Below are 23,960 nucleotides of genomic sequence, written 5' to 3' on the forward strand. Positions count from 1 at the left end.
CCCTGTAGGAGCTGGCTTGTCCTGCGATGGGCTGCGTAGCAGCCCCCAGGGCCCGCACAAACACCTCAAGATGAAAACCCATCAATGCAGCGTATGCATCTCAGGCTGATCCCGAAGCTGAACCTGCGCCAACGCCGACGCCACCAACGCACGCACTGACTCCAACTCGTGCATGACCGACAGCAGCATGATCGAGCCCGGCGACTTGGCCAGTAGCAGCATGGACTGATGAGCGACGGTCAAGGCACAGAGGGTGTACTCCGAGGCTTGGACCAATGTGTCCTCAAGGGATTGAGGAGAATGCTTGGAATGAGGTGGATCGGGGACGATCTTGAACATGGTGTGATCTCATCTTGAATTTCAATGGACCACCACGACACCACTTGCATTTGATGGGTGGCAGCTACGTACAGGTCTGCAAGACCGGAAGATGAGAAACCGGCAGATCCGAAGACCTCCCGCACGTAGCCACCATTGAACGAAGACCCTAGGCGCATTGAACGCAGGGGACTCTCAGGTGGAAAACTCATCTTCAGGCTTGCAGGCCCGGCCGCTGATTTGGCAGCGACTGGGCGAGACTAGGACGCAGAAATGACCACCGCAATGGCGCAAAGGCGGTAAAAGGATGATTCAGAAATGGACTACAGGGAACAAGGAAAATCTGATTCTTCCGTGTAGGACCTGCGTAATAAAACGGTATAGCGAAGCGGGATAGACCGCTCAAGAATGAAAATGGAAATCATTTATATGGAGTCCGAATAGAGCTTGTCCGTTACTGTCTCTGTTCACCGGAAGCGGATCAGGCACCTGTCGACTATGAAAATTCACAAAGGGATTATGGGGGCCTTTTGGGCTCTGTTAGCCATTTGCCTCGGACAGGCGCTGTACATCTATGCAACTGTCCCCACCCGACCAGACCCGGATCAGATCGTTTCAATCACACCCGTGGGTGCGGGCGGCGCCATCTATGAGGTTCTGTACGGTTCAGGCGGCGCTACCGTTCCTTATATCTACCGGTACTTCGTGATGGACGTTCAACCCAGCGATGAAGCCGCGCTGCAGAAAACCAAAACGGCCACACCGTTTCTCGTTACGCGAAGCACTCACGCTGTGCGCAGCGTTGCAGGCGGTTCCGTGAAATTGAAAACCAGCGAAACCATCTACGAGTTCCGCAACAAGGGCTACTTCAAGATTGATGGTGAACTGAATATCGTGAAGTTTGACCTGGACGCAACCCTGCCGTAGACCATTGCAGCGCGGGCCGCTACCAAGGCATTCGGGGAGCGGCCTTATCACGCCCGAGCACCCCAGACCGCCCCCACGTGATACCAACGCTGCGTTCCTGATAAACTGTGCCCTCGCCTCACCCCAGCCAGATACCCTGATGCCACTGCAAACAAACGCCCCAGAGCCGTCCCGCCGTTTCTCCGTAGCCCCCATGATGGACTGGACAGACAGGCACTGCAGGTACTTCCTGCGCCTGCTCTCCAAGCACACCCTGCTCTACACCGAAATGGTCACCACCGGCGCCCTGCTGCACAACGACGCGCAGCGTTTCCTGCGCCACGACGTCTCCGAGCACCCGCTGGCCCTGCAACTCGGCGGCAGCGTGCCGGCAGACCTCGCCGCTTGCGCACGCTTGGCTGAAGAAGCCGGCTACGACGAGGTCAACCTCAACGTCGGCTGCCCGAGCGACCGGGTGCAGAACAACATGATCGGCGCGTGCCTGATGGCCCACCCGGCGCTGGTGGCCGATTGCGTCAAGGCGATGCGCGATGCGGTGGCGACGCCGATTACGGTCAAGCACCGCATTGGCATCAACGGGCGTGACAGCTATGCCGAGCTGTGCGACTTCGTAGGCCAGGTGCGTGAGGCTGGCTGCCGGAGCTTTACCGTGCATGCGCGGATCGCCATCCTTGAAGGGCTTTCGCCCAAGGAAAACCGTGAGATCCCGCCGCTGCGTTATGACGTCGCTGCGCAGCTGAAAGCGGACTTCCCGGACCTGGAGATCGTGCTCAACGGTGGGATCAAGACGCTGGACGAATGCCGCACGCACCTGGAAACGTTCGACGGGGTGATGCTGGGCCGTGAGGCGTATCACAATCCTTACGTGCTGGCTGAAGTCGATCAGCAACTGTTCGGGAGCGCTGCGCCGGTGGTCAGCCGCAGTGAGGCGATGGAGCGGCTGCGGCCGTATATCGTGGCGCATATGGAAAGCGGTGGTGCGATGCATCACATTACGCGACATATCCTGGGTTTGGGTCAGGGTTTCAATGGGGCGCGGCGGTTCCGTCAGTTGCTGTCGGCGGATATTCACAAGACTGACGCGCCGTTGGCGGTGCTGGATCAGGCGGCGGAGTTGTTGCAGGGGCGGTGACAGCTGCCACTGTACTGTAGCGGGCTTGCCCCAATGGCAGTCAGTTAAGACGCCGGGGGCTGCTTTGCAGCCCTTTCGCGACACAAGGCCGCTCCCACACGGATCGTGCATGCCGCTATTTACAGGGCAGGCAGGGACATTGTGGGAGCGGCCTTGTGTCGCGAAAGGGCCGCAAAGCGGCCCCAAAACAGGCGACCTAGTCTTAACTGACCTGCATTGGGGCTTGCCCCGCGAAGAGGCCGGCCCAACCACCGTACTGGATGGCACCGGCTTTGCCGGTGTTCGCGGGGCAAGCCCGCTCCTACAGGTACCTGCAGTTGCCTGGGAGTGGCGGCGCGCCCGCCGGCATAAAACGGCGCGGAGGGCTGGGCGATTGCGATGGAACCCTGAGCAGGGTTTACACTCGAACAATCACCCTACAGATGGCCCTTGGATCCTGGCTTGGCCAGTGCTCCAGGGGCTGCCATGCAGCCCATCGCGGGCAAGCCGCGCTTACACGGTCTTTCGCCATTTCGCGATGGGTGTGCCCGAGCACCCCGACAGCCCTTGAGCGGCCGTCGGGGCTCGGGTAATGTCGAGTCATTGCACAGGACAGAGCACGCCCATGACTTCCAAGCTGGAACAACTCAAACAGTTCACCACCGTGGTCGCCGACACCGGGGACCTGGACGCCATCACCCGGCTCAAGCCGGTCGATGCCACCACCAACCCGTCTCTGCTGCTCAAGGCCGCCGCCATCGCTGGCTACGCGGACCTGCTCAAGCAGGTCAAGGCCGACGCCAAGGGCAATGTCGACCTGGCCTGCGACAAGTTCGCGGTGGCCGTCGGCGCGGGGATTCTCAAGGTGATTCCTGGGCGGATCTCCACTGAGGTGGATGCGCGTCTGTCGTTCGATGAACCGGCGCTACTGAACAAGGCCCGCCAGCTGATCGAGCTGTACGATGCCGCCGGCATCGGCCGTGACCGGGTGCTGATCAAGCTGGCTTCCACCTGGGAAGGCATTCGTGCCGCCGAGAAGCTGGAGAAGGAAGGCATCCAGACCAACCTGACCCTGCTGTTCTCGTTTGCCCAGGCCCAGGCTTGTGCCGATGTTGGGGTGTTCCTGATCTCGCCGTTCGTAGGACGGATCTACGACTGGTACAAGAAAAGCACCGGCAAGGACTATGTCGGTGCCGAAGACCCAGGCGTGCAATCGGTCTCGCGCATCTACGACTACTACAAGACCAACGGCTACGACACCGTGGTGATGGGCGCAAGCTTCCGCAATATCGGCCAGATCGAACAGCTGGCCGGCTGTGATCGCCTGACCATCAGCCCTGAGCTGCTGCAACAGCTGAGCGACGACCACGGCGAATTGCCGCGCAAGCTCGCCCCGGGCAACAACGGCGAGGCGAAACAGCAACTGAGCGAGAGCCAGTTCCGCTGGGCCATGAACGAAGACGCCATGGGCACCGAGAAGCTGGCCGAGGGCATTCGCCAGTTCGCACGTGACCAAGAGAAACTGGAAGCGCTGCTCGCGGAAAAAGCCTGATACAAATCCGATTTGCCTGACAGGCGGGAATTGCTGAGCATCCTTGGCCTTTTTCCACAGGTCGGGATTATTGGTTGAATCCGCCGACGCATTCGCGGGGCAAGCCCACGCCTACCGGGGTGAGCTTGCCTGCGAGGACGCTGATGTGGACGCCATAGGATGTTGCCCCCCGCTGCCCATTCGAGTTGTCGATGACCCCCTCCCCTGAATTACTCCCGCATGTGCTGGCCGGCCCCGTGCTGCGTCGCCTGGAACCTCAGCGCCTGGCAATCTGGCTGGTTGGCTCACAACCACTGGATCCTCACTTCATCCTCGACAGCCCTGGCATCGAAGCGACTGTCGATTGCCAGGTAATTGCTGTCGGTAGGCACGCGTTCGTGCACCTGCTGGACATCCACTTCAACGCGCCGCTGCCGTACAACGTCGCGCTCGACTATGACCTGCGCCTGGCCAACGGCGAAGGTATCGCGCAATGGGCGCCGCACCTGCTCTACCAGGGCGCCAACCGGCCCAGCTTTGTCTTGCATGAGCGCATCGAACAACTGCTGCATGGCTCGTGCCGCAAGCCGCATCACCCGGCAGCCGACGGCCTGCTCTGCGCTGACCGCCTGCTGCAAGCATGTGAAACCGCCGAGGCACGCCCTGCCCTGCTGCTGATGAGCGGCGATCAGGTCTACGCCGATGACGTCGCAGGCCCCATGCTGCGCGCCATTCATAGCCTCATCGAGCGCCTGGGCCTGTACGACGAAAGCCTCGACGGCGCGCTGGTCGACGACAGCGCTGAGCTCTACCGCCACCCGGCCTCCTATTATCACCGGGCCGACCTGCTGCCCGCTCAGGAGGGCAATGAGACCCTGCGCGAGCGCTTTTTCGGCGGCAAGCGCAAACCGATCTTCTCCTCCAGCAACGCCGACAATCACCTGGTGACCTTCGCCGAAGTGATGGCCATGTATTTGCTGGTCTGGTCGCCGACGCCGTGGACGCTGGTGCGCATGGACATGCCTGCAGGCCTGACCGACCAGCGCCAGACGCGCTACCGCGAAGAACTGCCACTGATCGAGGGCTTTGCCGCCAACCTCGGCCAGGTGGCGCGGGTGATGGCGCACCTGCCGTGCCTGATGATCTTCGACGACCACGACATCACTGACGACTGGAACCTCTCCGCGCAGTGGGAAGAAACCGCCTACGGCCATCCGTTCTCCCGGCGCATCATTGGCAATGCGCTGCTCGGCTACCTGCTGTGCCAAGGCTGGGGCAACGACCCGGACAGCTGCCAGGTGCTGGTCGAGCAGTGCAAGGCGTTCATTGAGCAACTCGCTGGCCAGCACCTGCACAAGGACAGCCAGGACGCGTTGATTGGCGAGCTGCTGCGCTTCCAGGGCTGGCAGTTCAACCTGCCGAGCAACCCGCCGCTGCTGGTACTGGATACCCGCACCCGTCGCTGGCGCAGCGAAAACAGCCTGAAGAAGCCGTCCGGGCTGCTCGACTGGGAAGCCTTGTGCGAGCTGCAACAGGCCCTGCTCGATCATCCGTCGGCGATTATCGTATCGCCGGCGCCGATCTTCGGGGTAAAGCTGATCGAAACCGTGCAACGGGTGTTCAGCTGGCTGGGCTATCCGCTGCTGGTGGATGCCGAAAACTGGATGGCCCATCGCGGCGCGGCGCAGGTGATCCTGAACATCTTCCGCCACTCGCGCACACCGGGGCACTATGTGGTGCTGTCGGGCGATGTGCACTATTCGTTCGTCTACGAGGTGCTGATCCGCCACCGTCAGCGCGGCCCGCACCTGTGGCAGATCACCAGCAGCGGGATCAAGAACCAGTTCCCCAAGCGCCTGCTGGATGTGCTCGACCGACTCAACCGCTGGCTCTACTCACCGCGCTCGCCGCTCAACTGGTTTACCAAGCGACGATTGATGGAAGTGGTGCCGCGCACGCCAACTCGCAGCCAGGCGGGTGAGCGGCTGTGGAACAGTGCCGGGTTGGGGCAGGTGTTTTTCAATGAGCAGGGGCAGCCGGAGCGGGTCTATCAGCTGAATGCGGATGGATCGGCAGCGAATGAGTTTGTCAGGGATTAGACGTTGAGGGCTGCGGAGGCTGTGCTGACGCCTTCGCGGGGCAAGCCCGCTCCTACAGGTTATGCGGAGCCTGTAGGAGCGGGCTTGCCCCGCGAAGGCAGCAACGCGATCGAAAGTCAGGAACGCTCGAGCGCGTTGACCAGGTCGTGGAAAGCTTCACGGTTCGAGTCGTTCAGCCCCATGAGAATCTTGTGCGCCTCAAGCACCTTGGAGCGCACCACCTCTTCACTCTGGTCCTGGGACGGCAGGTCGGTCAGGCACTCGGTGCACGGCACCGGGCGATCGACGATGTTGAACACCTGATCGAAGCCCATCGACTGCAACAACCGGGAAATGTCCGGGTTGGTGGTGACCACGGTCGGCAGCAGGCCAATCTTTTGCCGCGACAGGATCGACAGCTTCGCCAGCAACCCGAGGGTGGTGCTGTCGATGCTTTCGGTCTCGGTCAGGTCGATGACGATGGCCGAGAAGTTCAGCGCGGTGAAGATCTTCTCGATCGTCGCATCCAACGCTGAACACAGGGTCAGGCGCACTTCACCGACGAACTTCAGGACGAAGGTACCACTCTGTTCGGCGAACTGGATTCTACCGGTACTCATTGAAGGTTCCTGCTCAACACCAATAGGGCGATATCATCCGGCATCTCCCCAAGCGTAGCCAATCCGAAACGTTGGCGCAGCCCATCCAGGCTACCCCCCGCGGCCTTGACGATTTCCGGCAAGGCAGCTTCTTTATCTTTGAGCGTATCCCCAGGCAAAAGGTCCAAGATGCCGTCCGACATCAGGCTGAGGCTGAACTGCGCAGGCAGTTCGACGACCAGGTCCTGGTAGGTGGCTTCTTCAAACAGCCCTACCGGCAGGCCGCGGCCTTGGAGGTAGCGCGTATGCTCGGGGGTGTACAGCACCGGCAGCGGCAGGTGGCCGCCAACGGCATAGGTCAGCAGGCCGGTGTCTTCATCGATCACCCCGCCGACCATGGTCACATGCTTGCCCAGCTTGCAGTTGATCAGGCCGCGGTTGATGTGGCTGAGCACTTCCGACGGTTTGAAGTCGCGCATCTTGCCGCCACGCTTGAACTCGAACAGCAGCCGGGTCGTCATGAACTTGAGCAATACCGTGACAAACGCCGACGAAGCGCCATGGCCGGACACGTCCGCCAGGTAGAACGCGATGCGCCGATCATCAACCCTGAAGTAGTCGGCAAAGTCGCCCGACAGGTACAGCGAGGGGATGATCTGGTGCTCGAAGGCGATATCACCGGCAACCCAGGGGCTTTCAGGGAGCATGTTCATCTGCACCTGGCGCCCGGCGGTCTGGTCTTCCTGCAACAGGTGCAGGCTGGCCTCCAGCTCACGGTTGGCCGCTTCGAGCTTGTCGCGGTAGCGCTGGTTCTCGAGCACCAGCCGCGAGCGATCGAGGGCACGCCGGACCGAGTGTTCGAGCACGGCGAGGTCTTCGAGCGGCTTGATCAGGTAATCGGCGGCGCCCAGGCGCAGAGCCTCGACCGCGTCGCTCATGACACCGGCACCAGACACCACGATAACCGGCAACTGCGGGGCGAGCTCGCTGATCCGCCGGATCAGCTCGAGGCCGCCCATCTGCGGCATGCGCAGATCGCAGATGACGAGATCGGGCTGGTGTTCTTCGAAGACCTGAAGGCCCTGCTGGCCGTTGCCGGCCTGAAGGACGCTGAAGCCACTGTCTTCCAGATAGGCGGCGAGGCTCGCACGGACCACGTCGTCGTCATCGATGATCAGCAGCGTTGCACTGGTTTTCTGCATGTGGGCGAACGGCGCCGGATTAGGTTGGCGTAGGATCGTCGCAAAGCGCGACGAAGACTACTGGAATACTCTTTGGCTGCTCTACTCTTTGAGTTGTAGGACAAGAACGCTTGTCCGGCAACCAGCAGAGGTGCCCTGTAAGGCGCAGACGGTACTCCCATCCGCCAGGCGTTTCAAGCATGCGCGAGTCGGCGCCAGTGCTCTTTACAGGGCAAATTGCCGGGAGTTATAAGAAAGCTGTCCAACGCAACCCGATGAAAGGATCGAGCATGCACCAGACACCCAGCAATCACAGCGAAAAGCGCGATTTCATCCGCATGCGCATCGATGCCGAGGTCAGCCTGCTGCATGCTGACCAGGTGGTCGCGGCGGTGTGCCTGGACCTCTCCAGCGGCGGCATGCAGGTCAAGGCGCCGCAGCGCTATCAGGTAGGTGACAAGCTTGAGGTTCGGCTCGACTCCGACCACCCTGCGCTCAAGGGCCTGCATGCCAGTACCGAGGTGGTGTGGATCGCCGACCAGGCCGGCGGACAGCAGAAATTCGGCCTGCGCATCTTGGCGATGCATTGATCTGTTACTAAAAAGGCGACCCGAGGTTCGCCTTTTTACGGTTCTGCACAGACAGATTGTGAGAGGCGATGATCTGTTGGCTTGGCTTGGCTTGGCTGGCTGGCTGGCTGGCTGGTATAGGAATTGTGGGCTTATCCATTTGATGTGGTGTAGCTGATGGCCCCTTCCGCCCTTACGGCGGGTCACTTTTTTTCTTGGAAAAAAGTAACCAAAAACCGCCTGCTCCTGCATCCGGCCCCTACGCTGCGCTACGGGGTTCCCTCGCTCCGGTCTTGCTCCGGGAGGACCGCGCTGTACGGCCCATCCTGGGCCTCAGCGCTTTCCGGCCATCCATGGCCTCCACCTCCCTGCGCAAGACCTCCACTCGGCCTCCTGAAGTCGCGAAGTTACGGGCGGCGTCTGGGCTGGCGTTGTCTTCGATAGTGGCAGGTGGGTTGGATATTCGGGCCTCTTCGCGGGGCAAGCCCGCTCCTACAGGTACAGCGCCGAATTCAAAATCTGCGCAATACCTGTAGGAGCGGGCTTGTCCCGCGAAGAGGCCGGTACTGGCAACGCAAATCGCAGGGCGCAGCCCTGCCAGCCACCCCACAAATCCGCTGGTAAACAAACAAAGCGAGAGCGCAGCGATTCACCTGCCGTTGCCCTGATTTGTGTAGAGCCCAGGAGGTATGCAAATCCTGTAGGAGCGGTGGTGCGGCGATCCAATTTGTCCCGCGAAGAGGCCGGTACTGCCAATGCAAATCGCAGGGCGCAACCCTGCCAGCCACACCACAAATCCGCTCGTAAACAAACAAAGCGAGAGCGCAGCGATTCGCCTGCCGTTGCAGTGGCTGTTGATCTTGATCTTGCTCTTGCTCTTGATCTACCAGCGACTTCAGGAGGCCGAGCGCAGGTCTTGCGCAGGGAGGTGGAGGCCATGGATGGCCGGAAAGCGCTGAGGCCCAGGAGGGGCCGTACAGCGCGGTCCTCCCGGAGCAAGACCGGAGCGAGGGAACCCCGCAGCGCAGCGGAGGGGCCGGATGCAGGAGCAAGCGGTTTTTGGTTACTTTTTTCCAAGAAAACAAGCGACCCGCCGTAAGGGCGGAAGGGGACAGAAAAGCCACCCAATCAAATGGATAAGCCCCCCACCCTACAAGCCCCGGCCCATCCTCCCAGACAACCCGTGAAGAACCCTATTTACGACCTCAACGCTCAGAAATCGTCTTCGACTTCGCCATCCTTGACCTTGAACTCACGGTTTTGCAGGTAGGCGTTGCGGATAAACACGTACTTGTCACCGCTGATCAGCTTCTCGGCCGACAGCAGGCTGGCGCGGGTATCGATCAGGTCAACCGGAAGGATCGAGTTACGCGTCGGCACGTGATTGATGTAGCGGTAGGGTTCGGTGTAGCTGTCCGGGTACTTGGCCAAGCCGTCACGCACAGTGCTCGGGCCGAGCAACGGAATGACCACGTACGGGCCGCTGGACACGCCCCAGTAGCCCAAGGTCTGGCCAAAGTCTTCATCGTTGCGCTGCAGGCCCATCTTGGTCCCGACATCGAAGAAGCCGCCAATGCCAAAGGTGGTGTTGACGATCAACCGCGCTGTATCCACCCCGGCCGCATGCGGCTTGAGTTGAAGGACATTGTTGGCCAGGTTGGTGACGTCGCCCAGGTTACGAAAGACGTTGTGGATGCCGTCTTCAAGAAACTGCGGGGTGACTGCCTGGTAACCCTGGGCCAGCGGTTTGAGGGCATAGGTGTCGAGGGTATCGTTGAACCTGAAGATAGGTCGGTTGATCGACTCCCAAGGATCTTCCTCGGTTGCAGCATGGGTGGCCGCCATGGGCGCTACCAGCAGACTGGCGCAGACGCAGGCTTGAGTGATTCGCTCGATCACACTGGCACCGATCCTATGCATAGATGTTTCTCCATCGGATTTCACGGTCACAGCCGCCTTGGCGCACTGTCTAGATAAGGCGACAGTATAAAGCGTCGCTGGCTGATAAACAGCCTTGCACAGTTTTGCTCATTATTTTGTCAACGTCTTTGCGACCGTCATCGGATGGTCATGTTTGGCGCATAGCCTGCGAAATATTTCAGGGAAGTGACCATGCACGACGCACCCGCCTTCACTGCAGTGCTTTTCGGTTTGCGCGGCTGCCTGGTCCAGGCCGCAAACGGCAGCCCGGCGCCCGCCCCAGGCGCGCTCGAGACCCTGGACGGTCTGCGCCGCCGACAGGTCCCATGTATCTGGCTAGATGAGCCGCACGGCGCTCAGGGCCAGCAGCTGGCAAGCGTCCTGCCGACCTGGCTCCCAGGGCATCCCGGAGCCGCATCGCCCTGGCCTGCGCCGGATGCCTGCTGGCAAGCGTTGATCCAGCTGCAGAGCCCGCAGCTGGACGGCTGCGTGGTGGTCAGTGGCGATCCTCGGCTGCTTGCCTGCGGGCTCAACGCCGGGTTGTGGACGGTTGGTCTGGCGGCGTGCAGCCCGTCCTGCGACCTCTCCTCCAGCCACTGGCAAGCGATGACTGCGCAAGATCAGGAACTGGCCCGTGGCAAGGCCACGCTTGAGCTGTTCAGCCTTGGCGTACATTCAGTGATCGACCACCTGGAGGCACTTGACACCTGCCTGGCCGACATCGCCCAGCGCCGACGCAAGGGCGAAAAACCCTGACACAGGCTGGTTGACGCGGATCATGCAAAGCCTCGGCGAGTGGATTACGCTTGAGACAGGCGCGAACCTTTGCCCACCGGCGCAGGTCCATGCTTTGTCAAGTCATAGAGGGAGACCACCCAATGCCCGCCCGCGAATTGCAAGAACGCTTGAACAGCCTGCGCGAGCAACTGGATCGTAACGTGCCGCTGACGGAAGAAGAGCTGGCCGCGCTGCACGAGGAAGCCAGACAGATCGAAGCACAGCTCAAGCTTGAAGAAGCCACACCGGACAACAACCTGGCCGACGGTTTCAACCTGGCGGTTGAACGCTTTGAAGTCGAGCACCCGGACCTAACCGCCACCCTGCGCAGCATTGCCAACAGCCTGCACAGCATGGGCATCTGATTCCGGATCAGTAGCGCCCCCGGGGCTGCTTTGCAGCCCCAACCATCTCGGATTACTGCCGAACCAGGCGCAAATTACGCGGACTAATTGCCCCAGTACTGCGATACGGGTTGATATCCAACCCACCCCGCCGCACATAGCGCGCATACACCGTCAGGTGCTCCGGCTTGAGCAGGCGCTTGAGATCCAGGTAAATCCGCTCGACACACTGCTCATGGAAGTCGGCATGCTGACGGAAGCTCACCAGGTAGGTCAGCAAGCTGGCATGATCCAGCGCCAGCCCCTTGTACTCGACCACCACACTGCCCCAATCCGGCTGGCCGGTCACCGGGCAGTTGGACTTGAGCAGATGGCTATGCACCGCCTCTTCCACCACCCGTTCGGCATCACATTGGAGCAGTTGCGGCTGCGGCTGCTCGTAGTTGCTGATCGCAACATCCAGCCCGTCGATGCACTGCCCCGGCAACGCAACCACGCCCTCACCCTCAACCTCGGCCAAGCTGCGCACGCGCACCGACACCGGTTTGCCGGCCGCCGCCGACAAGTCCTTCTCCACGCATGCCTGCAACTCGGCGGTGCTGGCAAACACGGTCTGATTCAGCGAATTGAGGTACAGCTTGAACGACTTCGACTCGATGATGTTCGGCGAAGCGGCAGGGATGGCGAACTCACCAATAGCCACCACCGGCTTGCCCGAAGGCAGCAGCCACGACAGCTCGAAGCAGTTCCAGTAGTCGAAGCCCTGCCACGGCAGGGCATCACCGCTGACCCCAAGCTCGGCCCACTTGGCCAGCCGCGGGATAGGGAACAGCAGCGAAGGGGTGTAGGTGGCGATGTATTCGCTGGATTTACCCAGCGGGGAGTGTTCGGCGGCAGGATGCATGGTCAGAACCTGGAAAAAACGGATGCACCTAGTTTACCGGTTTTGCAGCCTGCCTTGGGCGTGAACTCACTCGATGGTCAACGGCCCGACCATGCCGGCCTGATAGTGCCCAGGCACGTTGCAGGCGAATTCGATGGGCGCGGAGGTGCGGAAGGTCCAGGTCAGCTCGCCACGCTGGCCAGGCTGCAACAGCACGGTGTTACCGGCGTCATGGGCGTGTTCGCCATGGCCCATCTGACTGTGATCCATACCCTCATGCTGATCGCCAGCGGTGAAGATCTTGCCCTGCATGGCCAGCATCTCCTTCTGATGCGCAACATGCATGGCCTTGTCGCCGAGGTTGAACTCATGCGGCAGCTGGCCTTGGTTGATCAGCACGAAACGCACTGTCTCGCCGGCCTTGACCTGCAGGCTACTCGGCTCGAACGCGATGTCCTTGAGGACCACCTCGACGGTACGGGTAGCCTTGGCGGCCGGGGCCGGCTCGCCGAAAGCGAAGCCATGACCTTGATCAGTGCCCGCCAGGGCCGGCAGGCTGGCCAGCGCGAGGGCGCCAGCGATGAACAGGTGTCTCATCTCTACTCCGGGGGTTACAGCAATGATGGGGCTACTCTAGGGCGTGCCGACTGGCAGCTGGCTGACGGCAAGATTACAACTTTGTCAGCTTGGGCTGCCGGGTAAACTGTCACGTATCATTTTCAGCCGTGTCGAACCTCTGCCTGAACAAGGACCCTCATGAAGCTGCTGATCGTCGAAGACCAGATCAAGACCGGCCAATACCTGTGCCAAGGGCTTAGCGAAGCAGGCTTTGTCACGGAGCTGGCGGCAGATGGCGACACCGGTCTGCACTTGGCACTGACCGGCGATCATGCATTGCTGATCCTCGATGTGATGCTGCCGGGCCGGGATGGTTGGCAGATTCTTCAGGCAGTACGCCAGGCCGGCCTGGAAACCCCGGTGCTGTTTCTTACCGCCCGCGATGCCGTGGCAGACCGGGTGCACGGCCTGGAACTGGGCGCCGACGATTACCTGGTCAAGCCGTTCGCCTTTTCCGAGTTGCTGGCCCGGGTCCGCACCCTGTTGCGCCGCGGCACCAGCCCGAGCCAGGAGACCAGCCTGACCTTGGCCGATCTGCGCCTGGACCTGATCCGCCGCCGCGTCGAACGTGGCGCTCAGCGCATCGATCTGACCGCCAAGGAATTCGCCCTGCTCGAGCTGCTGCTGCGGCGCCAGGGCGAAGTCTTGCCCAAATCGCTGATCGCCTCGCAGGTGTGGGACATGAATTTCGACAGCGACACCAACGTCATTGAAGTGGCGATCCGCCGCCTGCGGCTGAAGATCGACGACGCCCATGAACATAAGTTGATCCATACCGTGCGTGGCATGGGCTATGTGCTCGAAGAGCGCGAAGCGTGATGCGTCGACTGTCGCTCGGCAGTCGCCTGGCACTGTTGTTCGCCGCCTGCACCGCAGCGGTATCGCTGAGTGCCGGGTTGTTGTTCAACCGCGCCAGTGAGCAGCACTTCATCGAACTTGACCAGCAACTGTTGGGCAACCGCCTGTCGCAGCTACGCAGGCAGTTGGCCGGCGTCGATTCGCCGGACACCTTGGCCACCCGCCTGCCACTGCTGCGCGGTGAACTCAGCCACCAGGCCGATCTCGCCGTGCGCATTCGTGGCCCTCAGGCCGAGCCATGGTTTGAAAGCCGCCCCGGGCTACCCGACGAAACCCGCCAGCCCGGCCTGGCCACGCTGCATGCAGACAACGTCGATTACCGCAGCCTGTCGGTGCCGCTTGATCAGCGTGCGCCACAGGTCGCGCAACTGACCGTGTTTCTCGACATCACACACCACCAGCACTTCCTGCAGGGCATGCAGCGCCTGATCTGGCTCACTGTCGGCCTGTCGGCGCTGGCCACCGCCCTGCTCGGCGCCTGGGCCGTACGCCGTGGGCTGCGCCCGTTACGCCAGATCGGCGCGGTGGCGGCCAGCGTCAACGCCCGCTCGCTGACCACCCGCCTGCCCGTGGCGCAGATGCCGGAGGAGTTGGCAGAGCTGGCCAGCAGCATGAACGCCATGCTGCAGCGCCTGGACGATGCCTTTCAGCGCCTCTCGGCGTTTTCCGCCGATATCGCTCATGAGCTGCGCACGCCGCTGTCCAACTTGCTCACCCACACTCAGGTCACCCTCACCCGCCCACGCAGCCTCGACGAATACCGCGAGGCACTGCACGGCAACCTTGAGGAACTGCAATGGATGGCGCAACTGGTCAACGACATGCTCTACCTGGCCAAAGCGGATCACGGCCTGCTCATGCCCAATCGCGAGCCGCTCGACCTGGCCGCGGAGGTTGATGCGCTGCTCGAGTACTACGCCGCATTGGCCGAGGACGCCGAGGTGGCGCTGGTGCGTGAGGGTGAGGGACAACTGGAAGGGGATCGGCACATGCTGCGCCGAGCGCTTTCCAATCTGCTGGACAACGCACTGCGCTTCACGCCCCACGGCGGCACGATCAGGGTAACGCTGGAGGCTGGCCTGCAGATCAGCGTGGCCAATACCGGGCCGGCGATTGCGGCGCCGGCCTTACAGCGCTTGTTTGACCGCTTCTATCGAGCCGACCCGGCCCGCCGCGAAGGCAGCAGCGAGCATGCGGGGTTGGGGCTGGCCATCACCCGCTCGATTATCCAGGCGCATGGCGGCGGGATTCGAGCGGAATGTGAGGGTGGCTGGACGCGGTTTGTGATCGACTTACCCGAAATCACAAAATCTGCCCATCACTCGTAACGCAACGCCATCGCCGGTTCGATCTGCGACGCGCGGTACGCCGGATAGATGGTCGCCAGGAAGCTCATCACCAGGCCCGCCGAGCAGATCATCAGCACATCGCCCCACTGCAACTCAGACGGCAAGCTGCTGATGAAGTACACATCCGAGGTGAAGATGTGCTGGCCACTGACCCGCTCCAGCCAACCGACAATCTGGCTGACGTTGATCGCAGCGATCACGCCCAGCACGCCACCGAGCAGCGTCCCGACAATACCGATCAGGCTGCCTTGAACCATGAACGTACCCATGATCTGCGCTGGCGTGGCGCCAATGGTACGCAGGATGGCAATGTCGGCGCCCTTGTCGTTCACCACCATCACCAAGGTGGCAATGATGTTGAACGCCGCCACCGCAATGATCATCATCAGCAGCAGGCCGATCATGGTCTTTTCCATCTTCATCGCACTGAACAGGCTGCCCTGGGTGTGCGACCAGTCATCGGCGTGATAGGCATCGCCCAGCTGTGCAGCAATCGCCTTGGACACCTGCGGCGCGGCATACAGGTCATGCAACTTGAGGCGCACGCCCTGCACGCTGCCCGGCGCCCAGCGTTGCATTTCGCCGGCATCGGCCACGTTGATATAGGCTTGCGAGCCATCCAGCTCGGCGCCTACCTTGAAGGTGCCCACCACGGTCAGACGCTGCATACGCGGGGTGATGCCGCCTGGCGCCTTGCTGATCTCGGGCACGATCAGGGTCAGCTTGTCACCGGTATTGAGGCGGAAGCGGCGCGCGGTCAGCTCACCGATGACCACGCCATACTCGCCAGGCAGCAGATCCTGCAGGCGGCCCTGGACAATATGCTGGCCAACGATCGACACCTTGCCTTCCTCGGCCGGATCGATACCGCTGACCTGAATCGGCTGCATCGCGCCCTTGTAAGAGAGCATGCCTTCCATTTCCGTCACCGGCGCCGCGGCCATCACGGCGGGGTTCTTCAGCGCGGCATCGGCCACCGTGCGCCAGTCGTCCAGCGGCTGCACGCCGAGGATGCTGGCGTGCGGCACCAGGCCGAGAATGCGCGAGCTCATTTCGCGCTGGAAGCCGTTCATCACCGAGAGCACCACGATCATTGCCAGCACGCCCAGGGACAAGCCGATCATCGAGGTCATCGAGATGAACGAGATGAAGTGATTGCGGCGCTTGGCACGGGTGTAGCGAGCACCGATGAACAAGGGCAAGGGTCTGAACATGTACGAAAACACCCAATGAAAATAGTGGCGGGACGGTTTATGCCGCCCCGTACAAGCGGCTCAGATCGCCACCAGGTGGCCGTCTTCGAGCTTCAGCACGCGATCCATCTGGCGCGCCAGGTTGAGGTCGTGCGTGACCACCAGGAAGGCCGTCTGCGACGCGCTGGACAGCTCGCGCATCAGCTCCTGGATACCCTGGGCGGTGTGATGGTCGAGGTTGCCGGTGGGCTCGTCGAGCATGACCAGGCCGGGACGGTTGACCAGGGCGCGGGCGATGGCCACGCGCTGACGCTCACCGCCCGACAGCTCAGCCGGCTTGTGGCTGAGGCGATGGCCCAGGCCCACGCGCTTGAGCAGCGCCTCGGCACGCTCACGCGCCTCCGGAATCGGCGTACGGCCGATCAGCAGCGGCATGCAGACGTTTTCCAGGGCAGTGAACTCGGCCAGCAAGTGGTGAAACTGGTAGACGAAGCCCAGAGCGCGGTTGCGCAGCAGGCCACGGGCACGTTCGCCGAGCGCCGACAGCTGTTCGCCGGCCAGCCAGACACTGCCGGTGGTCGGCGTATCAAGGCCACCCAGCAGGTTGAGCAAGGTGCTCTTGCCCGACCCGGAGCTGCCGACGATCGCCACGCGTTCACCCGGCTGCAGCTCCAGCTGCAGGTTGGCCAGCACCTGCACCGACTCCGGGCCCTCGTCGTAGGACTTGCCCAGGTTGCGGCAACTCAGAACGGCTTTATCACTCATGCGCGACTCACTCATAACGTAGCGCCTCTGCAGGCTGGGTGCGGGCCGCACGCCAGGCCGGGTACAGGGTGGCGAAGAAACTCAGGACCAATGCCGCACCGCAGACCATCCACACGTCTTCGGCCATGATCTGCGACGGCAGGTAATCGATGAAGTACACATCGGCGTTGAGGAACTTGTGCCCGATCAGCTTCTCGATGCCGGCAATCACTGCGCTGACATTGAGCGCGGCGATGATGCCGACCACGGCGCCGATCAAGGTCCCGACCACACCGATCACGGTGCCCTGGACCATGAAGATGGCCATGATCTGCCGCGGCGTGGCGCCGAGGGTACGCAGGATGGCGATATCGCCCTTCTTGTCGTTGACCACCATCACCAGGGTGGAAATGATGTTGAACGCCGCCACCGCCACGATCAGCAGCAGGAGCAGGCCAATCATCGCCTTCTCCATGCGGATCGCCTGGTACAGATTGCCGTGGGTGCGGGTCCAGTCACGCGCATAGAACTCCTGCTCACCGAGCTGCTGGGCGAGGCTCCAGGCTACCCGCGGCGCCTGGAACAGGTCGTCGAACTTGAGCCGCAGGCCCTGGACCTGGTCGGGCTTCCAGCGGTGCAAGCGCGACAGGTCGGCAATGTTGGTCAGGCCCAGGAAGCCGTCGATCTCGCCAGCGCCGACGTGGAAGGTGCCGACCACGGTAAAGCGCTTCATGCGCGGGAACATCCCCGCCGGGGTCACGCTGACCTCGGGGGCGACGAAGGTCACCTTGTCGCCGATGGCAACGCCCAGCTTGGCCGCGGCCTTGTCGCCAATGAGAATGCCCCACTCACCCGGCGCCAACTTGTCGAGGCTGCCTTGGCGCATGAAGTTGTCGATGATCGACACCTCCCGTTCGCGGGCCGGATCGATGCCGTTGAGGAGCACCTTGGAGACCTTGCCGTCATGGGTCAGCAAGCCCTGCATCTGGGTGAAGGGGGCCACCGCAAGCACTTGCGGATTCTGCTTTACTTGTTGAGCAAGGGCCGGCCAATCGTTGATCGGCTGGCCGCTCTCGAGCGTGGCGTGAGGGATCATGCCAAGCACGCGGGTACGCATCTCGTGGTCAAAGCCGTTCATGACCGAGAGCACCACGATCATGACTACCACGCCCAGGGCGAGGCCGATCATCGAGGTCAGGGAAATGAACGAGACGAAATGGTTGCGGCGCTTGGCACGGGTGTAGCGCGTACCGATGAATGCGAAAAGAGGTCTGAACATGTCGGGGCTTGTTCGGATGAAAGGGAACGTCCTTGTGGCGAGGCGCCTACGGCGGCTTTACACTCGGACCACCGCCGTAACCTTGGGTTCGCCATGACGACACTAGACGATGAAGATCGCCGCGAATACTACCGCATCGAAGACAGGATCGCACTGGAAATCAGCCCCTTGAGCGCGGCCGAGGCCCTTGAGCCAGAACTGTTGCAGGATGATTCGCCACTGTTCAGCCTGCTCAGCGAACTGCACCTGTCCGACTTCGAATCCCAGCACCTGCTGCGCCAGTTGAGCGACAAGGACCGCACCCTCGCGGCATTTCTGCGAGCGCAGAACAAGCGCCTCGACCTGCTCAGCGCGCTGGTCGCGCAAACCTTGCTGGGCGAGATCGGCCAGCCCCAACGGGTGATTCTGTCCGAGGGCGGCATCGAGTTCATCCAAGCCCAGCAGATAGACCCCGGTACCCGTGTCAAAGTGAAGATGGTGCTGATGCCACGCGCTCACGGCCTGTTGCTGCGCGGCCGGGTGACTCACTGCGATCCGCTGGCGGACGGCGGATACGACATCGGCACCGAATTCACCGACATGACCGACGCCCAACGGCAACTGCTTGCGCGCCATATCCTGCAGCGCCAGCAACAGCAACGACGCCAGGCGCTGGAACAGAACGATCCCGCCTCCTGAACCCTGCTCACTTGATTTGAAGGAACGAACGTGACCCTGATCTACGGCCATCGCGGCGCCAAGGGCGAAGCACCCGAAAACACCCTGACCAGCTTCCGCCAGTGCCTGTCACATGGCGTCAACCGCTGTGAACTGGACCTGCACCTGTCAGCCGACAACCAACTGATGGTGATCCACGACTCAAGCCTCAAGCGCACCACGGGCCGGCGCGGCAAGGTGGTCGAGCATGTTGCCGCCGACCTGGCCACCTACGATGCGCGCAAGGGTGGTCCGGGGCATGTCCAGCCCTGCCCTATTCCGAGACTTGAAGAGCTGTTCGAGAAGTGCGATTTCGAGCACTGGCAACTGGAGGTCAAGAGCGCCTCACGCACCCGCGCCGCGAGCACCGTGCTGGCGATTCGCGAACTGGCCCAGCAGTACGGCCTGCTGGACAAGGTGACCATTACCTCAAGCTCGCGGGAAGTGCTCGGCGCCGCCCTGGAGCTGGTTCCGGACGTGTCGCGTGGGCTGGTGGCGGAATACGCCTGGCTCGACCCGCTGAAGGTCGCGCAAAACTACAATTGCGAGATGCTCGCGCTGAACTGGACGTTGTGCACCCCAGAGCGCCTGATCAAGGCCCAGCGTCAGGGGCTGCACGTGTCGGTATGGACGGTCAACGAGCCGGCGCTGATGCGCCGACTCGCCGACTTTGGCGCTGACAGCCTGATTACAGACTTTCCCGGTTTGGCCAAAACCACCCTTGGCAAGGACTGAAATCACACTCCCCGACCGGCTCAGGCCACCGGCCGGAGCCGCTCAAAAAAGCCGGTTCAGGCCGTCGTAGGCCGCTACCCGATAGGCTTCGGCCATGGTCGGGTAGTTGAAGGTGGTGTTGACGAAGTACTTCAGAGTGTTGCGCTCACCCGGCTGATCCATGATCGCCTGACCGATGTGGACAATCTCCGAAGCCTGGTAGCCGAAGCAGTGCACGCCAAGGATCTGCAGGGTTTCGCGGTGGAACAGGATCTTCAGCATGCCTTGCGGCTCGCCAGCGATCTGCGCGCGGGCCATGCTCTTGAAGAAGGCCTTGCCGACTTCGTACGGCACCTTGGCCTGGGTCAGCTCCTGCTCGTTCTTGCCGATCGAGCTGATCTCGGGAATGGTGTAGATCCCGGTCGGCACGTCGTTGACGAAGCGCCAGCTGCCGTTGTCGATGATGCTGCCGGCAGCGGAGCGACCCTGGTCGTGGGCGGCACTGGCCAGGCTCGGCCAGCCGATCACGTCACCAGCGCCATAAATGTTCGGCACGCTGGTGCGGTAGGCCTCGTCAACCTCGATCTGGCCACGGCTGTTGACCTTGATGCCGATGTTTTCCAGGCCCAACTTGTCGGTGTTGCCGGTCCGGCCGTTGCACCAGAGCAAGGCGTCTGCCTTGATCTTCTTGCCGGACTTGAGGTGCAGGATCACGCCGTTGTCCAGGCCTTCGACCCGCTCGTAATCCTCGTTGTGGCGTACGGTGATGTTGTTGTTGCTGAAGTGGTAGCTCAGCGCCTGGGAGATTTCCGAGTCAAGGAAGCTCAGCAGCTGACCGCGGTTGTCGACCAGTTCGACCAGCACACCCAGGCCACTGAAGATCGATGCGTACTCGCAACCGATCACACCGGCGCCGTAGACAATCAGCTTGCGCGGGGTGTGGCTCAGGCTGAGGATGGTGTCGCTGTCGTAGACCCGCGGGTGATGGAAGTCGATGTCGGCCGGGCGATACGGGCGCGAGCCGGTGGCGATGATGATGTGTTTGGCCACCAGTTTTTCGACGACGCCGTTCGGGCAGACCACTTCGACGGTCTGCTCATCAGCAAAGCTGCCGGTGCCGAAGAACAGGTCGACACGGTTACGGGCGTAATACCCGGTGCGCGAAGCGACCTGCTTGGAGATGACCTTTTCGGCGCTCTTGAGCACGTCCGGGAACGAGAACCAGCGCGGCTCGCCGATGGCGCGGAACATCGGGTTGGTGTTGAACTGCATGATCTGCCGCACCGAGTGACGCAGTGCCTTGGACGGGATGGTGCCCAGGTGGGTGCAGTTGCCGCCAACCTGGCGACGGCTGTCGACCATCGCCACCTTGCGTCCTGCTTTGGCGGCATTCATTGCCGCACCTTCTCCGGCCGGGCCGGAACCCAACACCACTACGTCGTAGTTGTAGACAGCCATGCGTACTCCTTCAGAACTGGCCCGCCGGCCGGTTGGCCGCGGGGCGCGATCATGTCGCCGGGGCGCCATGAGAAAATTCGGGTGCAGTCTAATCAAGCGTGAACGCCGCGCACATTAACCCTTGGTCGCGTCGTAGGCCATTCCAGCCTGCACTACATATCGTTCACCGATTCCCTGGCGGCGATCATCCCTCCTTGCGCTTTCACTCGCCTTTCAATGCCTGTTCGAATCCGGGCGTAGCCTGGGAGACGAAGCCACCCTCGACGCGGGTCACCAGCACTGCGGCGATGCCGTTGGCCATGGCAAACTCCCAGCCCCGCTGCGGCCCGAGGATCAGCAGCAGGGTCGAATAGCCGTCGGCCAGCAGTGCCGAGTGATCCAGCACGGTGACTGCGGCCAGGTCATGCGCGATCGGCCGACCGAGACGGGCATCGAAGGCGTGTGAGTAGCGCCGGCCATTGTCCTCGAAATAGTTGCGATAGTCACCCGAGGTCGACACGGCCAGGCCATCGACGCTGATCACCTGGCGGGCGATCTGGCGGTCCGCACCGGGCAGCTCCAGCGCGATGCGCCACTGACTGCCATCGGGTTTGCGCCCCACTGCCTTGAGCTCGCCGGTGGCTTCGGCAAGGAAGTTGGCGATCCCCATAGCCGTCAGGCGCGCCGCGATCAGGTCGACGGCGTGGCCGGCCGCAATACTGTTGAAGTCCAGCGCTACGGGCGCATCCTTGCACAGCGCGCCGGCCTCACTACGCAGATACTGGTAGCCGACTCGCTGGCGCGCCTGGGCCAGGGCCAAGGGCTCGGGCACTTGCTCGTGGCGGGCCTGCGGTCCGAAGCCCCACAGGTCGAGCAGCGGCTCTACGGTCAGGTCGAACGCACCTGCGCTCTGTTCCGCCAATTGCTGGCCGAAGGCAACCAGCTGGAGCATGTCGGCGGGCATGGCCAGGCAGTGCTTGGCCGGGAGCTGGTTGAACTGGCTGACGGTGGAGTCGGCGCGGTAGGTCGAATAGTGCTGATCGATGTCGTGGAGGATGGTTTCGACAGCCTGGCGGACTTGTTCTGGGGCTGGGCCGCCCGGCATGCGCACGTACTGGATGCTGTAGCTGCTGCCCATGGTCGGGCCGCCTAGGCGCTCCAGCGTTGGGCGTTGGTCGCAGGCTGAAAGCAGCATGAGAGTGAACAGTAGGATTGCGCGCATTCATTGAATCTCGACACAGCAAAAAAAAACGGGAACCCGAAGGTTCCCGTTTTTCCATAGCCTTACAAGCGAATCAGTGTGGAAACGCTGGCGGGTTCACACCGGCCATGTCTTCCATCACACGAACCACCTGGCAGCTGTAACCGAATTCGTTGTCGTACCAGACGTACAGTACAACGCGGTTTTCGTTGCAGATGGTCGCTTCGGCGTCAACCACACCGGCGTGGCGCGAGCCAACGAAGTCGGTGGAGACCACTTCCTGCGAGCTCACATAGTCGATCTGCTTGTGCAGTTCGGAGTGCATGGCGGTCTGGCGCAGGTACTCGTTGATCTCTTCGCGGCTGGTGCCGTTTTCGAGGTTCAGGTTGAGGATGGCCATGGACACGTTCGGCGTCGGCACGCGAATCGCGTTACCGGTCAGCTTGCCCTTGAGCACTGGCAGCGCCTTGGCGGCGGCAGTGGCTGCACCGGTCTCGGTGATGACCATGTTCAGCGGCGCGGCGCGGCCACGACGGCTGCCCTTGTGGAAGTTGTCGATCAGGTTCTGGTCGTTGGTGAACGAGTGAACGGTTTCGACGTGGCCGTTGATGATGCCGTACTTGTCGTTGACGGCCTTGAGCACCGGCACGATGGCGTTGGTGGTGCAGGACGCCGCGGAGATGATCTTGTCATCAGCGCTGATTTCACCGTGGTTGATGCCGTGCACGATGTTCTTCAGCGCGCCCTTGCCAGGTGCGGTGAGGATTACGCGGGCAGCGCCCGGGCAGGCCAGATGCTGGCCCAGGCCCTCGGCATCACGCCATACGCCGGTGTTGTCGACGATCAGGGCGTTGTCGATGCCGTACTGGGTGTAGTCGACTTCGCTCGGGCTCTTGGCGTAGATGATCTGGATCAGGTTGCCGTTGGCGGTGAGGGTGTTGTTGGCTTCGTCGATGGTGATGGTGCCATCGAACGGGCCGTGCACCGAGTCACGACGCAGCAGGCTGGCACGCTTGACCAGATCGTTTTCGGCGCCTTTGCGCACGACGATGGCACGCAGGCGCAGGCCGTCGCCACCACCGGTCTTCTCGATCAGGATGCGCGCCAGCAGGCGGCCGATGCGGCCAAAGCCGTACAGGACGACGTCGGTGCCCTTGCGCGCCGAAGCATTCTGCTGGCCAACCACTTCAGCCAGCTCTTCGCGGACGAACTGCTCGGCGCTGCGGCCGTTGCCTTCGAGCTTGAACTTGTTGGCCAGCTTGCCCAGATCGACCGAAGCGGCGCCCAGCTTCAGCTCGCTCATCGCCTTGAGCAGGGGGAATGTCTCGTGGACGGACAGTTCGGTTTCGTCGGCCTGGCGATGACGCGCAAAGCGGTGGGCCTTGAGGATCGAGATAACCGAACGGTTGATCAGGCTGCGGCCATAGATCGAGCTCACCACGTTGTTATTGCGGTAGAGCTGACCGATAAGCGGGATCATCGCTTCAGCAAGTGCTTCACGATCAATCCACTCACCAAGACACTGGTCGGGCTTCTGAGTCACGGGAACCTTCCACATGTAGGGGGAGAAAAAAGGGGCTACATTATGACGCCCCTCGGCGTAACGAGCAATGAGCGCCTGTCGCGAGCGTTG

23 protein-coding genes are annotated in these 23,960 nt (G+C 62.0%); 11 read left to right on the forward strand and 12 right to left on the reverse strand.

Annotated elements, in window-relative coordinates; translation table 11 throughout:
• Window positions 1-81: 81 nt before the first annotated feature.
• Window positions 82-339: a hypothetical protein gene (locus J3B00_RS20500; protein WP_209871065.1), complete on the reverse strand. Its 258-nt coding sequence runs from the start codon at window positions 337-339 to the stop codon at window positions 82-84.
• Window positions 340-816: 477 nt separating this feature from the next.
• Here J3B00_RS20500 and J3B00_RS20505 point away from each other — a divergent pair, with 477 nt between their 5' ends.
• The 4 genes from J3B00_RS20505 (at window position 817) to J3B00_RS20520 (ending at window position 5,986) form a co-directional block, all read left to right on the forward strand.
• Window positions 817-1,245 carry a hypothetical protein gene (locus J3B00_RS20505; protein ID WP_209871068.1) on the forward strand — a complete coding sequence of 143 codons (429 nt, stop codon included), beginning with the start codon at window positions 817-819 and terminating at the stop codon, window positions 1,243-1,245.
• Window positions 1,246-1,381: 136 nt separating this feature from the next.
• On the forward strand, window positions 1,382-2,377 hold the full coding sequence (dusA, locus tag J3B00_RS20510) for a tRNA dihydrouridine(20/20a) synthase DusA (protein ID WP_209875053.1): 996 nt from the start codon (window positions 1,382-1,384) through the stop codon (window positions 2,375-2,377).
• Between the two features lie 604 nt (window positions 2,378-2,981).
• Entirely contained in the window at window positions 2,982-3,908 is a 927-nt protein-coding gene (gene tal, locus J3B00_RS20515; RefSeq protein WP_209871071.1) for a transaldolase, read from the forward strand.
• A gap of 191 nt (window positions 3,909-4,099) precedes the next feature.
• The gene (locus tag J3B00_RS20520) at window positions 4,100-5,986 is read left to right on the forward strand and encodes an alkaline phosphatase D family protein (RefSeq protein WP_209871075.1); all 1,887 of its coding nucleotides are present in this window, start codon (window positions 4,100-4,102) and stop codon (window positions 5,984-5,986) included.
• A gap of 116 nt (window positions 5,987-6,102) precedes the next feature.
• Here the strand turns inward: J3B00_RS20520 and rssC are convergent, their stop codons facing one another.
• Complete coding sequence (rssC, locus tag J3B00_RS20525) at window positions 6,103-6,585, reverse strand: anti-sigma factor antagonist RssC (RefSeq protein ID WP_209871078.1); 483 nt, start codon at window positions 6,583-6,585, stop codon at window positions 6,103-6,105.
• Window positions 6,582-7,766 (reverse strand): two-component system response regulator RssB, encoded by a 1,185-nt coding sequence (gene rssB / locus J3B00_RS20530; protein WP_209871081.1) that lies wholly within the window; start codon window positions 7,764-7,766, stop codon window positions 6,582-6,584. The genes rssC and rssB overlap by 4 nt, the downstream gene beginning before the upstream one ends.
• A 269-nt stretch (window positions 7,767-8,035) precedes the next feature.
• On the opposite strand from rssB, the gene J3B00_RS20535 reads away from it, so the two are divergent.
• On the forward strand, window positions 8,036-8,335 hold the full coding sequence (locus J3B00_RS20535) for a PilZ domain-containing protein (protein WP_209871085.1): 300 nt from the start codon (window positions 8,036-8,038) through the stop codon (window positions 8,333-8,335).
• 1,191 nt (window positions 8,336-9,526) lie between these two features.
• On the opposite strand, the gene J3B00_RS20540 is transcribed toward J3B00_RS20535, so the two are convergent.
• The gene (locus J3B00_RS20540; protein WP_209871088.1) at window positions 9,527-10,234 is read right to left on the reverse strand and encodes a VacJ family lipoprotein; all 708 of its coding nucleotides are present in this window, start codon (window positions 10,232-10,234) and stop codon (window positions 9,527-9,529) included.
• Between the two features lie 192 nt (window positions 10,235-10,426).
• On the opposite strand from J3B00_RS20540, the gene J3B00_RS20545 reads away from it, so the two are divergent.
• A complete protein-coding gene (locus tag J3B00_RS20545) occupies window positions 10,427-10,990 on the forward strand; it encodes a phosphonoacetaldehyde phosphonohydrolase-related protein (protein ID WP_209871092.1) in 564 nt (187 codons plus the stop codon).
• 122 nt (window positions 10,991-11,112) lie between these two features.
• Window positions 11,113-11,376 (forward strand): DUF4404 family protein, encoded by a 264-nt coding sequence (locus J3B00_RS20550; protein ID WP_209871096.1) that lies wholly within the window; start codon window positions 11,113-11,115, stop codon window positions 11,374-11,376.
• A gap of 52 nt (window positions 11,377-11,428) precedes the next feature.
• Here the strand turns inward: J3B00_RS20550 and queF are convergent, their stop codons facing one another.
• Both queF and J3B00_RS20560 read right to left on the reverse strand, forming a co-directional pair.
• Window positions 11,429-12,259, reverse strand: a complete 831-nt coding sequence (queF, locus tag J3B00_RS20555; protein WP_209871099.1) for an NADPH-dependent 7-cyano-7-deazaguanine reductase QueF — start codon at window positions 12,257-12,259, stop codon at window positions 11,429-11,431.
• A 66-nt stretch (window positions 12,260-12,325) separates the two neighbouring features.
• Window positions 12,326-12,835 carry a cupredoxin family protein gene (locus tag J3B00_RS20560; RefSeq protein WP_209871103.1) on the reverse strand — a complete coding sequence of 170 codons (510 nt, stop codon included), beginning with the start codon at window positions 12,833-12,835 and terminating at the stop codon, window positions 12,326-12,328.
• A gap of 159 nt (window positions 12,836-12,994) precedes the next feature.
• Here J3B00_RS20560 and J3B00_RS20565 point away from each other — a divergent pair, with 159 nt between their 5' ends.
• Window positions 12,995-13,675: a heavy metal response regulator transcription factor gene (locus J3B00_RS20565; protein ID WP_209871106.1), complete on the forward strand. Its 681-nt coding sequence runs from the start codon at window positions 12,995-12,997 to the stop codon at window positions 13,673-13,675.
• Window positions 13,672-15,042, forward strand: a complete 1,371-nt coding sequence (locus J3B00_RS20570) for a heavy metal sensor histidine kinase (RefSeq protein WP_209871108.1) — start codon at window positions 13,672-13,674, stop codon at window positions 15,040-15,042. Before J3B00_RS20565 ends, J3B00_RS20570 begins: the two co-directional genes overlap by 4 nt.
• Here the strand turns inward: J3B00_RS20570 and J3B00_RS20575 are convergent.
• From J3B00_RS20575 to J3B00_RS20585, 3 genes are read right to left on the reverse strand one after another with little or no spacing between them, the layout of a single operon-like run.
• Window positions 15,033-16,277: a lipoprotein-releasing ABC transporter permease subunit gene (locus J3B00_RS20575; protein WP_209871110.1), complete on the reverse strand. Its 1,245-nt coding sequence runs from the start codon at window positions 16,275-16,277 to the stop codon at window positions 15,033-15,035. The two genes, J3B00_RS20570 and J3B00_RS20575, sit on opposite strands and share 10 nt — an antisense overlap.
• Window positions 16,278-16,337: 60 nt before the next feature.
• Complete coding sequence (gene lolD, locus J3B00_RS20580; protein ID WP_209871112.1) at window positions 16,338-17,021, reverse strand: lipoprotein-releasing ABC transporter ATP-binding protein LolD; 684 nt, start codon at window positions 17,019-17,021, stop codon at window positions 16,338-16,340.
• 7 nt (window positions 17,022-17,028) lie between these two features.
• On the reverse strand, window positions 17,029-18,279 hold the full coding sequence (locus J3B00_RS20585; protein ID WP_209871114.1) for a lipoprotein-releasing ABC transporter permease subunit: 1,251 nt from the start codon (window positions 18,277-18,279) through the stop codon (window positions 17,029-17,031).
• 93 nt (window positions 18,280-18,372) lie between these two features.
• Between J3B00_RS20585 and J3B00_RS20590 the strand changes: the two genes are divergently transcribed.
• Window positions 18,373-18,957, forward strand: coding sequence for a PilZ domain-containing protein (locus tag J3B00_RS20590; RefSeq protein WP_209871117.1), 585 nt, complete (start codon window positions 18,373-18,375; stop codon window positions 18,955-18,957).
• Between the two features lie 30 nt (window positions 18,958-18,987).
• On the forward strand, window positions 18,988-19,710 hold the full coding sequence (locus J3B00_RS20595; protein WP_209871120.1) for a glycerophosphodiester phosphodiesterase: 723 nt from the start codon (window positions 18,988-18,990) through the stop codon (window positions 19,708-19,710).
• A gap of 42 nt (window positions 19,711-19,752) precedes the next feature.
• Here J3B00_RS20595 and sthA read toward each other — a convergent pair whose 3' ends face one another.
• From sthA to J3B00_RS20610, 3 genes are all read right to left on the reverse strand, one after another.
• The gene (gene sthA, locus J3B00_RS20600; protein ID WP_209871123.1) at window positions 19,753-21,147 is read right to left on the reverse strand and encodes a Si-specific NAD(P)(+) transhydrogenase; all 1,395 of its coding nucleotides are present in this window, start codon (window positions 21,145-21,147) and stop codon (window positions 19,753-19,755) included.
• 202 nt (window positions 21,148-21,349) lie between these two features.
• A complete protein-coding gene (locus J3B00_RS20605) occupies window positions 21,350-22,348 on the reverse strand; it encodes an FAD:protein FMN transferase (protein ID WP_209871126.1) in 999 nt (332 codons plus the stop codon).
• Between the two features lie 73 nt (window positions 22,349-22,421).
• Entirely contained in the window at window positions 22,422-23,885 is a 1,464-nt protein-coding gene (locus tag J3B00_RS20610; protein WP_209871130.1) for a glyceraldehyde-3-phosphate dehydrogenase, read from the reverse strand.
• Window positions 23,886-23,960: the final 75 nt, after the last annotated feature.

Source organism: Pseudomonas sp. BP8 (genome assembly GCF_017875955.1).
Lineage (GTDB): Bacteria > Pseudomonadota > Gammaproteobacteria > Pseudomonadales > Pseudomonadaceae > Aquipseudomonas.